16 protein-coding genes are annotated in these 19038 nt (G+C 56.2%); 10 read left to right on the top strand and 6 right to left on the bottom strand.

Translation table 11 applies throughout. The features are described from left to right. Positions 1–120: 120 nt before the first annotated feature. A complete protein-coding gene (locus AC4IC4_RS18590; protein ID WP_491471676.1) occupies positions 121–669 on the top strand; it encodes a flavodoxin family protein in 549 nt (182 codons plus the stop codon). Between the two features lie 19 nt (positions 670–688). On the opposite strand, the gene AC4IC4_RS18585 is transcribed toward AC4IC4_RS18590, so the two are convergent. Next, positions 689–1621: a LysR family transcriptional regulator gene (locus AC4IC4_RS18585; RefSeq protein WP_491471675.1), complete on the bottom strand. Its 933-nt coding sequence runs from the start codon at positions 1619–1621 to the stop codon at positions 689–691. Positions 1622–1742: 121 nt separating this feature from the next. On the opposite strand from AC4IC4_RS18585, the gene lysA reads away from it, so the two are divergent. After that, entirely contained in the window at positions 1743–3005 is a 1263-nt protein-coding gene (gene lysA / locus AC4IC4_RS18580) for a diaminopimelate decarboxylase (protein ID WP_491471674.1), read from the top strand. On the opposite strand, the gene AC4IC4_RS18575 is transcribed toward lysA, so the two are convergent. Continuing rightward, positions 2975–4012, bottom strand: a complete 1038-nt coding sequence (locus tag AC4IC4_RS18575) for a LacI family DNA-binding transcriptional regulator (protein ID WP_024909306.1) — start codon at positions 4010–4012, stop codon at positions 2975–2977. The genes lysA and AC4IC4_RS18575 overlap by 31 nt on opposite strands. Positions 4013–4312: 300 nt before the next feature. Here AC4IC4_RS18575 and AC4IC4_RS18570 point away from each other — a divergent pair, with 300 nt between their 5' ends. From AC4IC4_RS18570 to AC4IC4_RS18555, 4 genes are all read left to right on the top strand, one after another. Further along, entirely contained in the window at positions 4313–5638 is a 1326-nt protein-coding gene (locus AC4IC4_RS18570) for a PTS sugar transporter subunit IIC (protein WP_024909305.1), read from the top strand. Between the two features lie 7 nt (positions 5639–5645). Further along, complete coding sequence (locus AC4IC4_RS18565; protein ID WP_024909304.1) at positions 5646–7073, top strand: glycoside hydrolase family 1 protein; 1428 nt, start codon at positions 5646–5648, stop codon at positions 7071–7073. A gap of 77 nt (positions 7074–7150) precedes the next feature. Then, on the top strand, positions 7151–7924 hold the full coding sequence (locus AC4IC4_RS18560; RefSeq protein WP_024909303.1) for a GntR family transcriptional regulator: 774 nt from the start codon (positions 7151–7153) through the stop codon (positions 7922–7924). Further along, positions 7921–8397 (top strand): GNAT family N-acetyltransferase, encoded by a 477-nt coding sequence (locus AC4IC4_RS18555; RefSeq protein WP_024909302.1) that lies wholly within the window; start codon positions 7921–7923, stop codon positions 8395–8397. Before AC4IC4_RS18560 ends, AC4IC4_RS18555 begins: the two co-directional genes overlap by 4 nt. Here the strand turns inward: AC4IC4_RS18555 and galR are convergent. Then, positions 8358–9374 (bottom strand): HTH-type transcriptional regulator GalR, encoded by a 1017-nt coding sequence (gene galR, locus AC4IC4_RS18550; RefSeq protein ID WP_491471673.1) that lies wholly within the window; start codon positions 9372–9374, stop codon positions 8358–8360. The two genes, AC4IC4_RS18555 and galR, sit on opposite strands and share 40 nt — an antisense overlap. A 425-nt stretch (positions 9375–9799) precedes the next feature. Here galR and aas point away from each other — a divergent pair, with 425 nt between their 5' ends. Together aas and lplT are read left to right on the top strand one after the other, a co-directional pair. Further along, positions 9800–11959: a bifunctional acyl-ACP--phospholipid O-acyltransferase/long-chain-fatty-acid--ACP ligase gene (gene aas / locus AC4IC4_RS18545; protein ID WP_491471672.1), complete on the top strand. Its 2160-nt coding sequence runs from the start codon at positions 9800–9802 to the stop codon at positions 11957–11959. Further along, positions 11952–13145, top strand: coding sequence for a lysophospholipid transporter LplT (lplT, locus tag AC4IC4_RS18540; protein ID WP_024909299.1), 1194 nt, complete (start codon positions 11952–11954; stop codon positions 13143–13145). The genes aas and lplT overlap by 8 nt, the downstream gene beginning before the upstream one ends. A gap of 87 nt (positions 13146–13232) precedes the next feature. On the opposite strand, the gene AC4IC4_RS18535 is transcribed toward lplT, so the two are convergent. From AC4IC4_RS18535 to mutH, 3 genes are all read right to left on the bottom strand, one after another. Further along, complete coding sequence (locus AC4IC4_RS18535; protein WP_491471671.1) at positions 13233–14273, bottom strand: NADP(H)-dependent aldo-keto reductase; 1041 nt, start codon at positions 14271–14273, stop codon at positions 13233–13235. A 131-nt stretch (positions 14274–14404) separates the two neighbouring features. Beyond that, complete coding sequence (locus AC4IC4_RS18530) at positions 14405–14623, bottom strand: YgdI/YgdR family lipoprotein (RefSeq protein ID WP_008499668.1); 219 nt, start codon at positions 14621–14623, stop codon at positions 14405–14407. A gap of 128 nt (positions 14624–14751) precedes the next feature. After that, the gene (mutH, locus tag AC4IC4_RS18525; RefSeq protein ID WP_491471670.1) at positions 14752–15444 is read right to left on the bottom strand and encodes a DNA mismatch repair endonuclease MutH; all 693 of its coding nucleotides are present in this window, start codon (positions 15442–15444) and stop codon (positions 14752–14754) included. Positions 15445–16127: 683 nt separating this feature from the next. On the opposite strand from mutH, the gene rppH reads away from it, so the two are divergent. After that, on the top strand, positions 16128–16658 hold the full coding sequence (gene rppH / locus AC4IC4_RS18520) for an RNA pyrophosphohydrolase (RefSeq protein WP_013098553.1): 531 nt from the start codon (positions 16128–16130) through the stop codon (positions 16656–16658). A 12-nt stretch (positions 16659–16670) separates the two neighbouring features. Further along, positions 16671–18917 (top strand): phosphoenolpyruvate--protein phosphotransferase, encoded by a 2247-nt coding sequence (gene ptsP / locus AC4IC4_RS18515; protein ID WP_024909296.1) that lies wholly within the window; start codon positions 16671–16673, stop codon positions 18915–18917. The last annotated feature ends 121 nt before the right edge of the window (positions 18918–19038 follow it).

Here is a 19038-nt window from a genome sequence, read left to right as displayed (position 1 = left end):
AACGACGTAAGGTTTCTATTTGATACCAGGGAACCGAAAATGGCAACGGGCTCGCAGAGCAATTTTAAAGTCGTCTTAATCGTTTGACTCACAAGGCAATATTGCATCAGGAGAACTATCATGGGCGTTGTAGTTATCTATTATTCTGGCTACGGCCACACCAAACGCGTTGCTGAAACAGTCGCCGAGGGCGCGCAGGCTGAGCTGATCGCCATTGACAGCAATGGCGATATTCAGGAAAGCGACTGGCAAAAACTTAACGATGCCAGAGCGATTATTTTTGGCGCGCCAACCTACATGGGAAGCGTACCGTGGCAGTTTAAGAAATTCGCTGATGCGACCTCAAAAGCCTGGTTCGTGCGTAGCTGGCAGGACAAAGTGTTCGCGGGCTTCAGCAACAGCGCCAGCCTGAACGGTGATAAGCAGGTGTCGTTACAATACCTGCAAACGCTGGCCTCTCAGCACGGTGGGATTTGGGTGAGCCTGGGGCTGCCGCCGTCAAATACTCTCGCGGCAACCCGTCAGGATATTAATAATCTGGGCGGTTCAGTCGGTTTGCTGGTGCAGTCTCCATCAGATGCTGATGCTGGCGCCATTGCCAGTGGCGATCTGCAAACCGCTGTGAAATTCGGCGAGCGTGTTGCGGCCATCGCGAAACGTTTTAACTGAGTTTTCAGACGCCCGCTGTTCAGTGGGGCGTCTGATTCAACATCTTATTTAGCTGGTCAGCCAACAGACTTAACCCTTCTTGCAGATGCTCACTGAACGCCTCCACCAGCGCCGATGCCGGACGATGCAGTGGGCGGATTAGGCTAACGGTGAAAGGAACTGAGACACTAAACCGACGTACAACAATCCCACTTTCCGCATAATCCAGCGCCGTGAGCGGATTCACCACCGCGACGCCGACGCCTGCGCGTACCATCGCACAAATCGAGGCCGCGCTGTGCGTTTCTACCACCATTCGGCGTTTGACCTGATGCTCGGAAAACAGCGTATCCAGCAGCTGCCGATAACTGTCGGTCTGCGACAGGCTGATGTAGTTTTCCCCGTGGAAATCCTCCGGTGTAAGCACCGCCTTACCGGCAAGCCGATGCCCGGCGGGCAGAACGCACACTTCATCTAACGAGAGCAACTCCGTGCGCGCCGTTCCCGCTGGCGTGGAGAGGGTTTCGGTCAGGCCTAAATCATGGCGCTGAGCCGAAAGCCACTCTTCAAGCAGAGGTGATTCCTGAGGCACGATGGTGAGGCTGACCTCCGGGTATCGGGCCAGAAAGGGTTGCAGCAGCATCGGCAAAAAGGATTGCGAAAAGACGGGCAGGCAGACGATCGACAGCTCGCCCTGACGAAACTCGCGCAGGCTTTCCGCGGCACTCACTATTCTGTCCAGCCCGTACCAGGAGCGCTGAACTTCCTCGAACAGGCGTAACCCTTGTACCGTCGGGTGAAGCCTGCCCCGGGTACGTTCGAACAGCTTCAACCCCAGCACTTTCTCGAAGCGCGCCAGCTCGCGGCTCACCGTCGGCTGCGAGGTATGCAGCATCTGTGCGGCTTCGGTGAGATTACCGGTGGTCATCACGGCGTGAAAAATCTCGATATGGCGTAAATTGACGGCGGGCATAGGGCACCTGAAAGCAGAGAACTGACCATATCATTTTTGCATAGACTCGCGATAAAACGATATTTTTTATTCTCTTCGTGCTGTGGCGTAATCATGAAAACGCATTTACCCGGAGAAGACCATGCCACGCCCGCTGAACCAGACTGATACCGATTTGAACGCCGACAACCTGCTGCGCCTGCCCGCCGAATTTGGCTGCCCGGTGTGGGTCTACGACGCGCAGATCGTTCGCGAGAAGATCGCCGCCCTGCATCAGTTTGACGTGGTGCGTTTTGCCCAGAAGGCCTGCTCCAATATCCACATTCTGCGCCTGATGCGTGAGCAGGGCGTGAAGGTGGACTCCGTTTCACTCGGCGAAATCGAGCGCGCGCTGGCGGCCGGATACGATCCGAAAGCCGACGGTGACGCGATCGTCTTTACCGCCGATGTGATCGACGATGCGACGCTGGCGCGCGTCCACGAGCTGCAGATCCCGGTGAATGCCGGCTCTGTGGATATGCTGGAGCAACTGGGCGAGGTTTCACCCGGCCATCGCGTCTGGCTGCGCGTGAACCCGGGCTTTGGTCATGGCCACAGCCAAAAAACTAACACCGGCGGCGAAAACAGCAAGCACGGGATCTGGTATGCCGATATGCCTGCCGCGCTGGCGGTATTACAGCGCTACGGCCTGAAGCTGGTGGGGATTCATATGCACATTGGCTCTGGCGTCGATTACGGCCACCTGGAGCAGGTGTGCGGCGCGATGGTGCGCCAGGTTGTCGACTTCGGTCAGGATCTGGAGGCGATCTCTGCCGGTGGCGGTCTCTCCATTCCTTATCGCGAAGGGGAAGAGGCGATTGATACCGATCACTATTACGGTCTGTGGAGCGCCGCGCGCGATCAAATCGCCGCGCATTTGGGCCACGCGGTAAAACTGGAAATTGAGCCGGGCCGTTTCCTGGTGGCGGAAGCCGGCGTGCTGGTTTCGCAGGTGCGCAGCGTGAAAGAGATGGGGTCTCGCCACTTTGTATTGATTGACGCAGGCTTTAACGATCTGATGCGTCCGTCCATGTACGGCAGCTATCACCACATTACCGCCCTGGCTGCCGACGGCCGCGATTTATCGCAGGCACCACGCGTTGAGACGGTCGTTGCGGGGCCGCTGTGCGAATCGGGTGACGTGTTTACCCAGCTGGAGGGCGGCAAAGTGGAGACCCGCGCGCTGCCAGAGGTCAAACCGGGTGATTATCTTGTGCTGCACGACACCGGTGCTTACGGGGCGTCTATGTCATCTAACTACAACAGCCGCCCGCTGCTGCCGGAAGTGTTGTTTGATAACGGCAAGGCGCGGTTAATCCGCCGCCGCCAGACCATTCAGGAACTGCTGGCGTTAGAGCTCATCTGATGTAAGTACGGCCCCGTCGTGACCGAATCGCGTAAGACCAGCGTGCCGGTAAACGGTGGGATGGCATCGACCGGCTGGTTTTTTGCCAGCCGGATCGCCTGATCGATGGCCGTGACAATCATATTGTCGATGGGCAGATAAACCGACGAGAGCGCAGGTTCCAGCCATTTCGCGCTAGGGGCATCGTCAAAGCCGAACAGTGAAATATCCTGCGGGATTTTACGCCCCGCCTGGTGTAACGCTTTGGACGCGCCCAGCGCCATATCGTCGTTACAGGCAAACAGGGCGCTAAACGATACACCGTCGGCAATCAATTCCTTGCACAGCTCATATCCCCCGGTCATTCCCGCATCGCCGTACTTTATCCGACGCTCGTCCAGACGGATGCCGTGCTTTTCCAGCGCCTTGCGATAGCCCATCAGCCTCGCTTTCCCGGTTGGGGTATGGATCGGGACGGTGATACAGGCGATCTCCCGATGGCCCTGTTCGATCAGATAATCCACGGCCTTAAACGCGGCATCCTGCTGTTCGAAGAACACACAGCGATCCGGCGCCTGGCTCACTTCACGGTTAATGACCACCAGCGGTGTTTTTACGGTGTTCATCAGTTTGATGATCGCTTTTTCGCTCATATAGCGCGTATAAAGCACGATGGCATCGCACTGGCGATCGGCGAGCATCTGCACCGCCTGTTCTTCCTGTTCCGGCGCGTCGTGACCGTCGGTGACGATAAGCTGTTTCCCGTGGGTTTCGGTCTGCCGCGACGCCTGCTGGAGAAGGCGGCCAAAGTAAAAGCCGTCGAAGGTCGAGACGACCAGACCAATGCTGTTGCTGGTCTGGTTAGCCAGCGAGCGCGCGAGAAAGTTCGGCCGATAGCCCAGCTCTTCCATCGCCGCAAACACCTGCTGACGCGTACTCTCTTTAACCTGACCCGTGCCGTTCAGCACGCGCGATACCGTGGCCTTAGACACGCCCGCGCGCAGTGAGACATCCAGCATTGTTACCATTCTACATTCCTGCTTTCACGTAATGATCTGCAGTTTAACACAGAGCTTACGCCGTATAAGCGATGCGGGAAGCGCAAAAACTCCGCCACGATCACGCTTTTTGGCAACGACCTGACAGCACGGAATTATCGTCGTTAAGTGGCATGCCAAAATGGTCAAAAATACTCATCTGGAATACCTCTTGCTCCGTTGAGAGCTTAATCACAGAACGGAAAGCCCCATAAAGCTATTTTTGGTATGCCAATAGTATCCGGCTGTACACCTTATTCAATAAAAGCCCTTTTACTGAGGTATTACCCTATGGCATTACAGGAAAAACTGATCGACGCTCTGGGCAGTTTTGCCACCAAATTCAACAGCTATCGCTACATCATGGCGATCAAGTCTGCCTTTATTACCTTAATGCCGGTCATCATCGTTGGGGCATTCTCCGTGCTGATCTCCAACATGGTGCTGGATCCGAAAAACGGCCTGGCGAGTTTCCAGTCGCTGTCGTTTCTCGCCGCGCTAAAGCCGATCACCAGTGCGTTAAACTACGCCACGCTCAACTTCCTCAACATCGGCGCGGTGTTTTTGATTGGCGTGGAGCTGGGGCGGATTAACGGGATCAAATCCTTGTTCCCCGGCCTGCTGGCGGTGATCTGCTTCATCTGCGTGACGCCGACCACCGTGGAAATGCTGGTGGACGGCGAAATGCACGTGGTGAAAGACGTGCTGCTGCGCCAGTTCTCCGACACCCGCAGCCTGTTCCTCGGCATGTTTATCGCCATTCTCTCCGTCGAGGTCTACTGCTGGCTGGAAAACCGCAAGGGGCTGAAGATTAAGATGCCGGATACCGTACCGCCTAACGTGGCGGCATCGTTCTCGGCCCTGATCCCGGCGATTATCACCACCACGGCGATTGCCACGTTTGGCTTCGTTTTCCACCAGCTTACCGGCATGTATCTCTACGACGCGGTCTACCAGGTGGTGCAGCAGCCGCTGGAGCGCGTGGTGCAAAGCCTGCCGGGCATTCTGCTGCTGATGTTTGTCGCCCAGCTATTCTGGGTGATTGGAATTCATGGCAACCAGATGATCAAGCCGATCCGCGAGCCGCTGCTGCTGGGGGCGATCACCGTTAACATGAGCGCCTTTGAGCAGGGCAAAGAGGTGCCGAACATCATCACTATGCCGTTCTGGGACGTGTATATGAGCATCGGGGGGTCAGGGCTGACCATCGGCCTGCTGATCGCGGTGATGATCGCCACCAAACGTAAAGAGATGAAGGAGATCGCCAAGCTCTCTATTGGCCCCGGCATTTTCAACATTAACGAGCCGGTGATCTTCGGTATGCCAATCATGCTCAACCCGATCCTTGCCATTCCGTTCATCATTACGCCGCTGGTTACTGGCTCTATCGGTTACTTTGCGACGGTAACCGGTTTTGCCGGCAAAGCCGTCGTGATGGTGCCGTGGACCACACCGCCGCTGATTAACGCCTGGCTTTCCACCGCAGGCTCAATGGGGGCAGTGATAACTCAGCTTATTTGCATTGTCACTGCCGTCATTATCTATCTGCCGTTTGTGAAGATTGCCTCACGCCGTGCGGATCAGGCCGCGCTGCAGCAAGCTACCGATAACGCCTGAGGTGATGATGAGCATAAAAAAGATAACCCTGCCGCAGGATTTTATTCTCGGCGCAGCGGCGTCAGCCTGGCAAACCGAAGGCTGGAGCGGCAAAAAACCGGGCCAGGATTCGTGGATCGATCTCTGGTACAAAAACGATCGTCACGTCTGGCACAACGGCTATGGGCCGGCGGTGGCGACCGATTTTATCAACCGCTTCCGCGAAGATGTAGCCCTGATGAAGCAGGCGGGGCTGACGCACTACCGGACCTCGATAAACTGGTCACGGTTTTTGACCGACTATGAAAACGTGACGATAGATGAGGAGTACGCCGCGTATTACGCCGCCCTGTTCGATGAAATGCACCGCCAGGGTATTGAACCGATGATCTGCCTTGAGCATTACGAGCTTCCAGGCGTGCTGCTTGAAAAATACGGCGGCTGGGCGTCGAAGCATGTGGTTGAACTGTTTGTCCGCTACGCGGAAAAGGTGTTTGAACGCTTTCACGGCAGCGTCACCCGCTGGTTTACCTTCAATGAGCCGATTGTGGTGCAGACCCGCGTTTATCTGGATGCGCTGCGCTGGCCGTACGAGCAGAACACCGGCACCTGGATGCAGTGGAATCACCACAAGGTGCTGGCGACGGCGAAGGTTGTGAAGCTGTTTCGGGAGAAAGGGTATAAAGGCTCCGTAGGCTGTATTCTCAACCCGGAAGTGACCTATCCGCGCTCGCGTGCGCCGCACGACGTGCGGGCGGCGGAGATGTACGATCTCTTCTACAACCGTGTCTTTCTCGACCCGCTGGTGCACGGGCGCTATCCGCAGGCGCTCTTTACCCTGCTGGAGCAGCACCAGGTGGCGTGGGCCTATACGGATGACGAACTGGCGCTGATTGCCGACAACACCGTCGACGAATTAGGGATCAACCTCTACTACCCGCACCGGGTAAAAGCGCCTTCCCGCGCCTGGCATCCGGAGACCCCGTTCCACCCGGCATACTACTACGAGCCGTTTGAGCTCCCGGGGCGACGGATGAACAGATCCCGCGGCTGGGAGATTTATCCGCGCATTATCTACGACATGGCGATGCGGATTAAAAAGGAGTACCGCAATATCGACTGGTTCGTGGCGGAAAGCGGAATGGGCGTTGAAAACGAAGCGCAGTTCCGCAACCGTGACGGCGTTATCGAAGATACGTACCGGATCGATTTTATCAGCGAGCACCTCTACTACACGCTGCTGGCGCGCGAGGAGGGGGCGAACTGCCACGGCTATATGCTCTGGGCCTTTACCGACAACGTCTCGCCGATGAACGCCTTTAAAAATCGCTATGGTCTGATTGAGATTGATCTGGAGGATAACCGCGCCCGGCGCGCCAAAAAATCGGCATCCTGGTTCAGGCAGTTGCGGGATGAACGCGTCCTGACGCTCAGCGTTGACGATGAATGGAAGTAAGCGTTCTGATAAAATAGCGTACAAACTGGCCGGGAGGACGCCCGGCCTGCGCATTAACTGAAAAAACAGGTGAAAACGTGGATAAGGCTGTCATCCTGCCGGAAAAAAAACAGTACCAGGAAATTGGCGAGGATTTACGGGCGCAAATTATCCAGGGGCATTATCCCGTTGGGTCGCGCCTGCCGCCGGAGCGCAACATTGCCGAGACCTATGGCGTAAGCCGCACTATCGTGCGCGAGGCGCTGCTGATGCTGGAGCTACAGGGCACGGTGGATATCCGTCAGGGCTCGGGTGTTTACGTCATGCGCATCCCCGACGAACATGAAAATGAGGAAGAGCGTTTCCTTAACAGCGACGTGGGCCCGTTTGAGATTTTGCAGGCTCGCCAGCTGCTCGAAAGCAACATCGCAGCTTTTGCCGCCAAAATGGCGACGCGGGCGGATATCGATAATCTGCGCCGCATCATCGAGCAGGAGCAGCGCGCCATCGCCGCGGACGACAACAGCCAGGACAACAACAAGATGTTTCACCTGGTGCTGGCGGGCGCAACGCAAAATCAGATGCTGCTGGCAACAGTGGAAAGTATCTGGCACCACATGGACAGCAGCCCGCTGTGGCAGCAGTTTAACGTCCATATTGCCAGTCGTGCGTATCGCCTGAAGTGGCTCGGCGACCGGCAAACCATTCTTGCTGCCCTGCGCCGTCGCGACGTGATGGGGGCCTGGCAGGCCATGTTCCAGCATCTGGAAAATGTGAAAAAAAGTTTGCTGGAGCTGTCTGATGAAGATGCGCCGGATTTCGACGGTTATCTGTTTGAGTCAGTTCCTCTTTTTCAGGGGAAACTGATATGAAGATCCTCCCGCTGTACGCCGCGCCGCAGTTTGCGGAGCAGGTGATCGACTGGATCTGGCAGGCCTTCGGTGACGGCCTGCCGCGTGAATTTTTCCAGAGCGTTATCGATCACAGCCAGACGCCTGACGCGCTGCCGATGACGTTTATTGCCGTTGAGGATGAACGTCTTCTGGGCACCGTCGGATTATGGCGCTGCGATCTCATCACGCGTCAGGATCTTTATCCCTGGCTGGCGGCGTTGTACGTGGATGAGGCGGCGCGAGGAAAAGGACTCGCGGGGAAGCTTCAGGAGCATGTTATTGCGTATGCCGCGCAGGCCGGGTACACCGAGCTGCATCTGTGGTCTGCCTGCCGCGACTTTTACGAACGTTACGGCTGGCAGTATATCGGTGATGGGCTGGAATACCCCAACACGCGGGTTCACCTCTACCGTTATTCGCTTTGCGCTTCCGCAAGAGAGGCAACGGAGTGACGGCGAACCAGCGTCGGGCTAAACAGATGCGTAATATCCGGCGGCTGGCGCTGTTCCGCCAGCGCTAACGCCAGCTCGGCGGCCTGTGTGGCCATGGTGATAATCGGGTAGCGCACGGTGGTCAGGCGCGGGCGAACGTAGCGGGAGACCAGCACGTCGTCGAAGCCAATCAGCGAAATTTCTGCCGGTACCTCAATCCCGTTGTCGTTCAACACCCCCATTGCCCCTGCGGCCATCGAGTCGTTATAGCTGGCAACCGCCGTGAAATTCCGTCCGCGACCCAGCAGCTCGGTCATGGCCTGCTCACCGCCGCTCTCATCCGGTTCACCGTAGGCCACCAGGCGGTCATTGCACGGCAGTCCGTTTTCGCGCAGGGCATCGTAGTAGCCCTGCAGACGGTCTTCTGCATCAGAAATCGGGTGGTTTGAACAGAGATAGCCAATCCGGGTGTGGCCCTGCTGAATCAGATGACGGGTCGCAAGCCACGCGCCGTAGCGGTCGTCGAGCGCCACGCAGCGTTTCTCAAAGCCGGGAATAATGCGGTTGATGATGACCATCCCGGGGATCTGCTTCATCAGATGAATCAGTTCGGCATCCGGGATCATTTTGGCGTGTACTACCAGCGCCGCGCAGCGGTGGCGGATCAGCTGCTCGATGGCCTGGCGTTCTTTTTGTTCATTATGATAGCCATTGCCGATCAGCAAAAAATTGCCTGTCTGATAAGAAACCTGCTCAACGGCTTTCACCATCGCGCCGAAAAAGGGATCGGAGACATCTCCTACCACCAGACCAATGGTTTCTGTGGACTGCTGGGCGAGCGCGCGGGCATTGGCATTGGGATGATAGTTTAGGGATTCCATGGCGCTTTGTACCGCCTGGCGTGATGCGTCACTGGCTTTTGGGGAGTCGTTAATCACACGGGAGACGGTTGCCACCGACACACCTGCCAGACGGGCCACATCCTTTATTGTCGCCATTCATTACCTTCTTATTGGGGGTAAGCGTTTACACACCAAATAGTGTTGCGGAAAAGCGGCGCGCATTCAAGGGGAGCGGATTTTCGCTCTCCACAAACGTGACGCAGAACAACCCTGGCGGTGTAATCGTTACACGCGCAGTCATGTCTGAAGAATGTCAATCTGAACCTTTGGTTACACTTTGCCTCAGGCTGTTGCGATTGTCCGATGGCGAGGATGTTAATGAGATTGATACAGTTGAGATCCCAGAGGTATTGATTGGTGAGAATTCTTAGTACGGTTTCGTACTCATCTCTTGCACCAACCTGCGCGGATGCGCAGGTTTTTTTTCGCCTCCACTTTTGCTGTCGCTCCCGTATCACTTCTCGTGTAATCTGCCACCATTTACTATCAACCCTCCACACTGGCTGGCAAAGGGAGTTGAGATGCTATTTGGGTTCTTCCGTACACTGTTCCGTATTCTCTTTCGCATCCGCGTCACTGGCGATGCCCAGGCGCTTCGCGGCGAACGCGTTCTTATCACACCAAATCATGTTTCCTTTATAGATGGCATCCTGCTGGCGCTGTTTCTGCCCGTGCGTCCGGTATTTGCGGTCTATACCTCCATCAGCCAGCAGTGGTACATGCGCTGGCTCACGCCGCTGATTGATTTTGTGCCGCTTGACCCGACAAAGCCGATGATGATTAAGCATCTGGTGCGTCTGGTCGAGCAGGGGCGTCCGGTGGTCATTTTCCCGGAAGGGCGTATCTCTGTGACCGGTTCGCTGATGAAAATCTACGACGGTGCGGGGTTTGTGGCGGCGAAGTCAAAAGCGACCGTGGTGCCGCTGCGAATTGAAGGCGCAGAGCTGACCCATTTCAGCCGTCTGAAGGGACTGGTGAAGCAGCGTCTGTTCCCCAAAATCACGCTGCATATTCTGCCGCCAACGTCGTTACCGATGCCCGACGCGCCGCGTGCCCGCGATCGCCGTAAAATCGCCGGGGAAATGCTGCACCAGATTATGATGGAAGCGCGCATGGCCGTGCGTCCGCGCGAAACGCTGTACGAATCTCTGCTTTCCGCGCAGCACCGCTATGGCGCGAAGAAAAACTGCATCGAAGACATCAACTTTACCCCGGATACCTATCGCAAACTGCTGACCAAGACCCTGTTTGTGGGGCGCATTCTTGAGAAGTACAGCAAAAAGGGCGAAAAGATTGGCCTGATGCTGCCTAACGCGGGCATCAGCGCGGCGGTGATTTTCGGCGCGGTTTCCCGGGGCCGGATCCCGGCGATGATGAACTACACGGCGGGTGTGAAAGGGCTGACCAGCGCCATCACCGCTGCCCAGATTAATACCGTCTTTACCTCTCGTCAGTTCCTGGACAAAGGCAAGCTCTGGCATCTTCCCGAGCAGCTCACCCAGGTACGCTGGGTCTTCCTGGAGGATCTGAAAGCCGACGTGACCACCGGCGACAAGCTGTGGATTTTTGCTCACCTGCTGGTGCCGCGTCTGGCGCAGGTCAAACAGCAGCCGGAAGATGACGCCATTATCCTCTTCACGTCGGGATCGGAGGGCAACCCGAAAGGCGTCGTCCACAGCCACAAGAGCATTCTGGCGAACGTTGAGCAGATCAAAAGCATTGCTGACTTTACCGCGGATGACCGTTTTATGTCGGCGCTGCCGCTGTTCCACTCCTTTGGCCTGACGGTGGGGCTGTTTACGCCGCTGCTGACCGGCGCAGAAGTGTTCCTCTATCCAAGCCCGCTGCATTACCGGATTGTGCCGGAGCTGGTGTATGACCGTAACTGCACCGTCCTGTTCGGCACCTCAACGTTCCTCGGCAACTATGCGCGTTTCGCCAATCCGTATGACTTCTATCGCGTGCGGTATGTGGTGGCCGGTGCGGAAAAACTGCAGGAGAGCACGCGTCAGATCTGGCAGGACAAGTTTGGCCTTCGCATTCTCGAAGGCTATGGCGTTACCGAGTGTGCGCCCGTGGTCTCGATTAACGTGCCGATGGCGGCGAAACCGGGTACGGTTGGCCGAATTCTGCCGGGAATGGACGCGCGTCTGCTGGCCGTGCCGGGCATTGAGGACGGTGGCCGTCTGCAGCTCAAAGGGCCAAACGTGATGAACGGGTATCTGCGCGTGGAAAACCCGGGCGTGCTGGAGGTGCCCACAGCGGAAAATGTCAACGGCGAGATTGAAACCGGCTGGTACGACACCGGTGATATCGTCCGTTTTGATGAACAAGGCTTTGTTCAGATTCAGGGACGCGCGAAACGCTTCGCCAAAATCGCGGGTGAAATGGTCTCTCTGGAAATGGTTGAGCAGCTGGCGACGGCCGTGTCCGCGGATAAGATGCATGCAACGGTGGTGAAGAGTGATGCCAGCAAAGGCGAGGCGCTGGTGCTGTTTACGACCGACGGTGAGCTTAAGCGCGACAGGTTACTGAGCTATGCGCGTGAACACGGTATCCCTGAACTGGCGGTGCCGCGCGATATTCGCTACCTCAAACAGCTCCCGGTGCTGGGGAGCGGAAAACCCGATTTCGTGACCCTGAAAGGCATGATTGAAGAGGCGGAACAGCAAAATGCGTGAGTCAGTACACACTAACACATCGCTCAGATCGAAAGGCATGATGGCCGTCATCGCCGCACAGTTTCTCTCTGCGTTCGGTGATAACGCGCTGCTGTTTGCCACGCTGGCGCTGCTGAAAGCCGAGTTTTACCCCGACTGGAGTCAGCCGATCCTGCAGATGGTGTTTGTAGGCGCTTACATTATCTTTGCTCCGTTCGTCGGGCAGGTGGCGGACAGCTTCCCGAAAGGTCGGGTGATGATGTTTGCCAATGGCCTCAAGCTGCTGGGTGCGGCCAGCATTTGCTTTGGCTTCAATCCGTTTATTGGCTATACGCTGGTGGGCATTGGCGCCGCCGCCTACTCCCCGGCGAAGTATGGCATTCTCGGCGAGCTGACCACCGGGGATAAGCTGGTGAAAGCCAATGGTCTGATGGAGTCGTCAACCATTGCCGCTATCCTGCTCGGATCCGTTGCGGGCGGCGTGCTGGCCGACTGGCATGTCCTGGCGGCACTGGGCGTATGCGCGGCGGTGTATGGCGGGGCGGTCGTGGCGAACCTGTTTATTCCTAAGCTGCCGGTGGCTCGCCCGGGGCAATCCTGGCGCTTTAAACCGATGACCGGAAGTTTCTTTACCGCCTGCCGCGTGCTGTGGCGTAACGGTGAAACGCGTTTTTCCCTGATGGGGACCAGTATGTTCTGGGGTGCGGGCGTCACGCTGCGCTTCCTGCTGGTGCTGTGGGTGCCGGTGGCGCTGGGGATTACTGACAACGCGACGCCGACCTATCTGAATGCGATGGTGGCCATCGGCATTGTGGTGGGGGCTGGCGCGGCGGCGAAGCTGGTAACGCTCGAGACGGTAGCACGCTGCATGCCCGCAGGGATCCTGATTGGCGTCGTGGTGCTGATCTTCTCGCTGCAGCATGCGTTATTGCCCGCGTATGTCCTCCTCATCCTGATTGGTATTCTGGGGGGCTTCTTCGTGGTGCCGTTGAATGCGTTACTGCAGGAGCGGGGCAAGCAGACCGTCGGGGCAGGCAATGCCATCGCGGTACAAAACCTGGGGGAAAACCTGGCAATGCTGTTAATGCTGGGGCTCTACTCGCTGGCGGTAAAAGTGGGCGTGCCGGTTGTGGGGATTGGCGTCGGGTTTGGTGGGCTGTTTGCGCTGGCGATTGCGGGTTTGTGGATCTGGCAGCGTCGCCGCTGATATATAGCCGGGTGGCGGCTTCGCCTTACCCGGCCTACGTTTGTGCACCTGTAGGCCCGGTAAGCGTCACCGGGCAAAAGCCTCAGGCTACGGTGCAGGATACGTATAAACCTGATGCACCGCTTCAATCTCCGCTAACACCTCTTCACTCAGGTTCAGATTGAAACTCGCAATATTGGTTTTCAACTGCTCCATCGTGGTCGCGCCCAGCAGGGTGCTGGCAACAAACGGCTGACGACGCACGAAGGCCAGCGCCATCTGCGCAGGGTCAAGACCGTGACGCTTCGCGATATCCACATAGGCGGCAACGGCTTTCTGCGTCTGCTCGCCGCTGTAACGGGTAAAGCGGCTAAAGAGGGTGTTACGCGCCCCGGCCGGTTTCGCGCCGTTCAGGTATTTCCCCGTCAGCGTACCGAAGCCGAGACAGGAGTAGGCGAGCAGTTCCACTTCTTCATACTGCGTCACTTCGGCCAGACCCACTTCATAGCTGCGGTTAAGCAGGCTGTACGGGTTCTGAATAGTCACGATACGCGGCAGATCGTGTTTATCCGCCAGGTGCAGATAGCGCATGACCCCAAAGGCCGTTTCGTTAGAGACGCCAATATAGCGGATTTTTCCCGCGCGCTGGCATTCGGTCAGCGCTTCCAGCGTTTCCAGCAGTGTCACGGCGGGGGCGCTCTCATTCCAGCTGTAGCCGAGCTTACCAAAGCAGTTGGTTGGGCGCTGAGGCCAGTGCACCTGATACAGATCGAGATAGTCGGTTTGCAGGCGCTTGAGGCTGGCGTCCAGTGCGGCGCGGATATTCTTGCGATCGAGGATCTGGTTCGGGCGGATCCCGGTATCGTTGTTGCGCGCGGGGCCGCTGATTTTGGAGGCAATCACCAGCTTTTCACGGTTGCCGTGTTTTGCCAGCCAGTTACCGACGTAGGTTTCGGTAAGTCCCTGCGTTTCCGGACGTGGCGGAACAGGGTACATCTCCGCGACATCAATCAGGTTAATCCCCTGGCTGACGGCGTAATCGAGTTGTGCATGGGCATCGGCTTCGCTGTTTTGTTCACCAAATGTCATCGTGCCCAACCCCAGTTGGCTTATTTCCAGAGCGCTGTGGGGGATACGGTGATAATGCATAGCCGGCTTCCTCAGTAGACTTATAGACCGCGTCAGGGCGTGCCCGACAAAGGAATATAAACATGGCAGAGGGGAAGCAAAAGGGGAAGAAAAAAATCAAAAAGGTCAGCAAGCGACTGACCTCTCTCTGTTTATCGCTCGATAATTTGCGATACTTCGTCGCGATTGATCTGCATTTTATTGCCTTCCTGATCGCGGTAGCTGACCAGACCGGTATCATCGTCAACTTCGGGTTTGCCGTCGGTCAGGATCATTCGACCATCTTTTGTCGCCATGACGTAATCGCTGCTACAGCCCGATACGGCAAACGCTAAACCGACTGCTGAAACTAACACTGCCCATTTTTTCATCGTTATCGTCCTCATCTGGCGCGTATCAAATCATAATCTAGTATTAACCCGATATGGCGACTTGAGGAAGCAGTAAAATCTTAAAAAGCAGTCGATTATGTTTGAGAGCTCGCAAAATAAGTAAAAAACTATGTTTTTAACAGGAAATGACGTGCCAGGAGCGCGCCGGTGAAATTCTTTTTGAGATAAAAACCGCGCGGCAGCGTCAGTATCGGCTCACCCTGTGCGCCGATTGCCTCGGTAAGCGCTTTACTGTTGGCCGCTTTCGGACGCAGTTGTAATACTTCTCCGTGTCGGGCGGTGATGCGCTCTACCTGCCCAAGAACGATCATGTCCATCAGCTCCTCCCAGTCCAGCCGAAGCTGATGCTCTTCATCCTCGTTTGGGCTCCAGAGCAGCGGCGCGCCAACGCGACGGTCGGCCAGGGGGATCTGTCGCTCGCCTTCAACCGGCACCCACAACACGCGCTTCAGCTTGTGGCGAACGTGGCTGGTTTCCCACGTCACGCCGGTGTTGCCGGTTAATGGCGCAACGCAGACAAAGGTGGTCTCAAGCGGCTTGCCCTGGCTATCTATTGGGATGGTTTTTAACTCCACACCAAGTGCTGCAAAATCCTGCTCGGGTTTGCTCCCTGCGCTCGCACCCAGCCACAGCTCAAGCAGCATGCCGATCCAGCCTTTATCCCGCTTAAGATCCTTCGGGATCGGAAGCCCTGCCATTGCCGCCAGCTCGCCAAGCGAAAAACCCGCAAGACGCTGTGCCTGCTGGAGCAACTGGTCCTCGCTGGACGGCGGTGAGAGCAAGGGTGTAAGCGGATGCATGACGGTAACCTTTTGATTAAAAAATAAACGAAGAAATTGTCCCCTGTGGATAGAGTTTAACTATTTCTGTACCAATATTCCATGTATATGATTTATAGGTTTTTTTATGGGTTTGAAATCGTTTCACCCGAGTCAGAAAACCGGTTGTTCAAATCTGGTCACTGACAATGAACAGGATCTTACACCATGTTATCCACAGAAAAATGGGATAACTGGGCATAACCCTGACTACTGTTTCGATTTACAGCCTTGACGTGCGATGAAAATCGAATTTTCAAACAAATTGTGACTAACTTATTGGCACAATCTGTGGATAAAACCGACGCTGTTCGATCTTTCATCAGCACGACGATCCCTGATGTGACGATCGTCACGCTATTCTGTTTTGTGTTCATGGAAATACATTTAACTATATGAAAATAATTGCATTATTGAATTCAGGTGAAAGAGGGGATATGGCAGCGTTTAAGGTTGTTCATCGGTAATCAGACACTTCTTCACAACTATATCCACAGAAAAGGTGAATAAAATTCCCTTCACTGCCACTCATCTGTTTATAACTCAGCACTTATTTGTGAGTTATTCAAATGTTATTAGGTTGCAGCCCTGTAAGAGAGTGGTTTACCGCCTCCCTGTAGTGTGAAACAATCATTCATATATAAGGTTTAGTTTGGGGTAGTCCGGTGATTGATGACGATGGCTACCGCCCGAACGTAGGAATAGTAATTTGTAATCGTCAGGGCCAGGTAATGTGGGCCCGGCGATATGGTCAGCACTCCTGGCAGTTCCCGCAAGGCGGGATCAATCCGGGAGAGTCCCCAGAACAAGCGATGTACCGGGAGCTTTTTGAAGAGGTCGGTTTAAGCCGAAAAGATGTTCGCATCCTGGCTTCGACCCGCAACTGGTTGCGTTACAAGTTACCGAAACGTTTGGTGCGTTGGGACACAAAGCCGGTTTGTATCGGCCAGAAACAGAAGTGGTTTCTGTTGCAGTTGGTGGGCAACGATTCAGACATCAATATGCAAACCAGCAGTACGCCGGAGTTCGATGGCTGGCGCTGGGTGAGCTATTGGTATCCTGTTCGTCAGGTCGTGTCATTTAAACGCGATGTTTACCGTAGGGTGATGAAAGAGTTTGCAAGTGTGGTAATGCAGCTTCAGGAGATCCCGCCTAAGCCGCAGAGCGCACCTGCCTGGCGACGTAAAAGAGGTTAAGCTACGCAAATCATGCTCACCCGCTTGCGAGAAATAGTCGAGAAGGTGGCCAGCGCGCCGCGTCTGAACGAGGCGCTGAATATTCTGGTCACCGACATCTGTCTTGCGATGGAGACCGAGGTCTGTTCGGTGTATCTGGCCGACCACGATCGGCGCTGCTATTACCTGATGGCAACCCGTGGTTTGAAAAAACCACGCGGACGCACCGTAACGCTCGCATTTGATGAAGGTATCGTGGGTCTGGTCGGGCGGCTGGCTGAACCCATCAACCTTGCTGACGCACAAAAACACCCCAGCTTTAAGTACATCCCTTCCGTAAAAGAAGAGCGCTTCCGCGCTTTCCTTGGCGTGCCGATTATCCAGCGTCGCCAGCTGCTCGGCGTGCTGGTCGTCCAGCAGCGCGAGCTGCGTCAGTACGATGAAAGCGAGGAGTCTTTCCTCGTCACGCTGGCCACGCAGATGGCGGCGATCCTCTCCCAGTCCCAGCTTGCCGCGCTTTTTGGTCAGTATCGCCATACGCGCATTCGAGCCCTTCCGGCATCGCCAGGCGTGGCGATAGCGGAAGGCTGGATGGACGCTACGCTGCCGCTGATGGAGCAGGTTTACGAAGCCTCAACGCTTGATGAAGCCCTTGAGCGCGAGCGTCTCACCGCCGCGCTGGAAGAGGCGGCAAATGAATTTCGTCGTTACAGCAAGCGCTTTGCCGCAGGCGCGCAAAAAGAGACGGCGGCCATCTTCGACCTCTATTCGCACCTGCTCTCCGATGCGCGTCTGCGTCGTGAGCTTTTTGCGGAAGTGGATAAAGGCTCGGTCGCGGAGTGGGCGGTTAAGAAGGTCATCGAAAAATTTGCCGACCAGTTTGCAGCACTGACCGACGGTTACCTGAAAGAGCGGGCAGGGGATCTGCGCGCGCTGGGGCAGCGCCTGCTGTTCCATCTTGATGACACCATTCAGGGCCCGAATGCCTGGCCAAAACGGTTTGTTCTGGTCGCCGACGAACTCTCGGCAACGACGCTGGCTGAACTGCCCCAGGACAGGCTGGCCGGTGTGGTGGTGCGCGATGGTGCCGCCAACTCACACGCCGCCATTATGGTGCGCGCGCTGGGTATCCCTACCGTTATGGGGGCGGACATTCAGCCGTCGGTACTGCACCGACGTACGCTGGTGGTCGACGGCTATCGCGGTGAGCTGCTGGTCGATCCTGAGCCGGTTCTGCTCCAGGAGTACCAGCGTCTTATCAGCGAAGAGAATGAATTAAGCAAGCTGGCTGAAGATGACGTTAACCTGCCCGCACAGCTGAAGAGCGGTGAGCGGATCAAAGTCATGCTCAACGCCGGTTTAAGCCCTGAGCACGAAGAGAAGCTGGGCAGCCGCATCGACGGCATTGGCCTGTACCGTACTGAAATCCCGTTCATGCTGCAGAGCGGTTTCCCCTCCGAAGAGGAGCAGGTGGCGCAGTATCAGGGGATGCTGCAGATGTTTAACGACAAACCAGTCACTCTGCGAACCCTGGATGTCGGGGCGGATAAACAGCTGCCCTATATGCCGATCAGCGAAGAAAACCCGTGCCTGGGCTGGCGTGGGATCCGCATTACGCTCGATCAGCCGGAGATCTTCCTGATCCAGGTACGTGCGATGCTGCGCGCCAACGCGGCGACGGGCAATCTCAGCATCCTGCTGCCGATGGTCACCAGCATCGATGAGATCGACGAGTCCCGGCGGCTGATCGAACGTGCTGGCCGCGAAGTGGAAGAGATGATCGGCTATGCGATCCCGAAACCGCGGATTGGTGTGATGCTTGAAGTGCCGTCTATGGTCTTTATGCTGCCGCAGCTGGCAAACCGTGTTGATTTTATCTCTGTCGGCACGAACGACCTGACGCAATATATCCTGGCCGTCGACCGTAACAATACTCGCGTCGCCAGTATCTACGACAGCCTGCATCCGGCGATTATTCGCGCGTTAGCGATGATCGCTCGTGAAGCGGAGCAGTACGGTATTGATTTACGCCTGTGTGGTGAAATGGCCGGGGATTCCATGTGCGTTGCGATCCTGATTGGTCTGGGATTCCGCCATCTGTCGATGAACGGTCGCGCCGTCGCCCGCGTGAAATATCTGCTGCGGCATATCGACATCAATGATGCCCGCGAACTGGCTGAACGCAGCCTTGAGGCGCAGCTGGCAACCGAGGTTCGTCATCAGGTCGCGGCGTTTATGGAACGACGCGGTATGGGCGGTCTGATCCGCGGCGGCCGCTAATCGTTTTTCGCCCTCTCCCTGTGGGTGAGGGCGCCAGCGCGCATAAAACCCTATACACATCTTTTACATCTCTGGCGCATCCTCCGCGCCAGCCTTGTGCTATGATTCGCAACTTTGGAGC

Source organism: Enterobacter sp. Taxon_2 (genome assembly GCF_058355295.1).
Note: the sequence above shows the minus strand (reverse complement) of the source record. Positions and strands in the feature narration are given on the sequence as shown.

Bases quoted from the DNA above. Each gene is read 5' to 3' on its own strand.
- AC4IC4_RS18590 (WP_491471676.1), top strand. From the start codon at position 121: ATGGGCGTTGTAGTTATCTATTATTCTGGCTACGGCCACACCAAACGC.
- AC4IC4_RS18575 (WP_024909306.1), bottom strand. From the start codon at position 4,012: ATGGTAACAATGCTGGATGTCTCACTGCGCGCGGGCGTGTCTAAGGCC.
- lplT (WP_024909299.1), top strand. From the start codon at position 11,952: ATGCGTGAGTCAGTACACACTAACACATCGCTCAGATCGAAAGGCATG.
- AC4IC4_RS18555 (WP_024909302.1), top strand. From the start codon at position 7,921: ATGAAGATCCTCCCGCTGTACGCCGCGCCGCAGTTTGCGGAGCAGGTG.
- AC4IC4_RS18530 (WP_008499668.1), bottom strand. From the start codon at position 14,623: ATGAAAAAATGGGCAGTGTTAGTTTCAGCAGTCGGTTTAGCGTTTGCC.
- ptsP (WP_024909296.1), top strand. From the start codon at position 16,671: ATGCTCACCCGCTTGCGAGAAATAGTCGAGAAGGTGGCCAGCGCGCCG.
- AC4IC4_RS18585 (WP_491471675.1), bottom strand. From the start codon at position 1,621: ATGCCCGCCGTCAATTTACGCCATATCGAGATTTTTCACGCCGTGATG.
- galR (WP_491471673.1), bottom strand. From the start codon at position 9,374: ATGGCGACAATAAAGGATGTGGCCCGTCTGGCAGGTGTGTCGGTGGCA.
- AC4IC4_RS18535 (WP_491471671.1), bottom strand. From the start codon at position 14,273: ATGCATTATCACCGTATCCCCCACAGCGCTCTGGAAATAAGCCAACTG.
- AC4IC4_RS18565 (WP_024909304.1), top strand. From the start codon at position 5,646: ATGAGCATAAAAAAGATAACCCTGCCGCAGGATTTTATTCTCGGCGCA.
- mutH (WP_491471670.1), bottom strand. From the start codon at position 15,444: ATGCATCCGCTTACACCCTTGCTCTCACCGCCGTCCAGCGAGGACCAG.
- lysA (WP_491471674.1), top strand. From the start codon at position 1,743: ATGCCACGCCCGCTGAACCAGACTGATACCGATTTGAACGCCGACAAC.
- aas (WP_491471672.1), top strand. From the start codon at position 9,800: ATGCTATTTGGGTTCTTCCGTACACTGTTCCGTATTCTCTTTCGCATC.
- AC4IC4_RS18570 (WP_024909305.1), top strand. From the start codon at position 4,313: ATGGCATTACAGGAAAAACTGATCGACGCTCTGGGCAGTTTTGCCACC.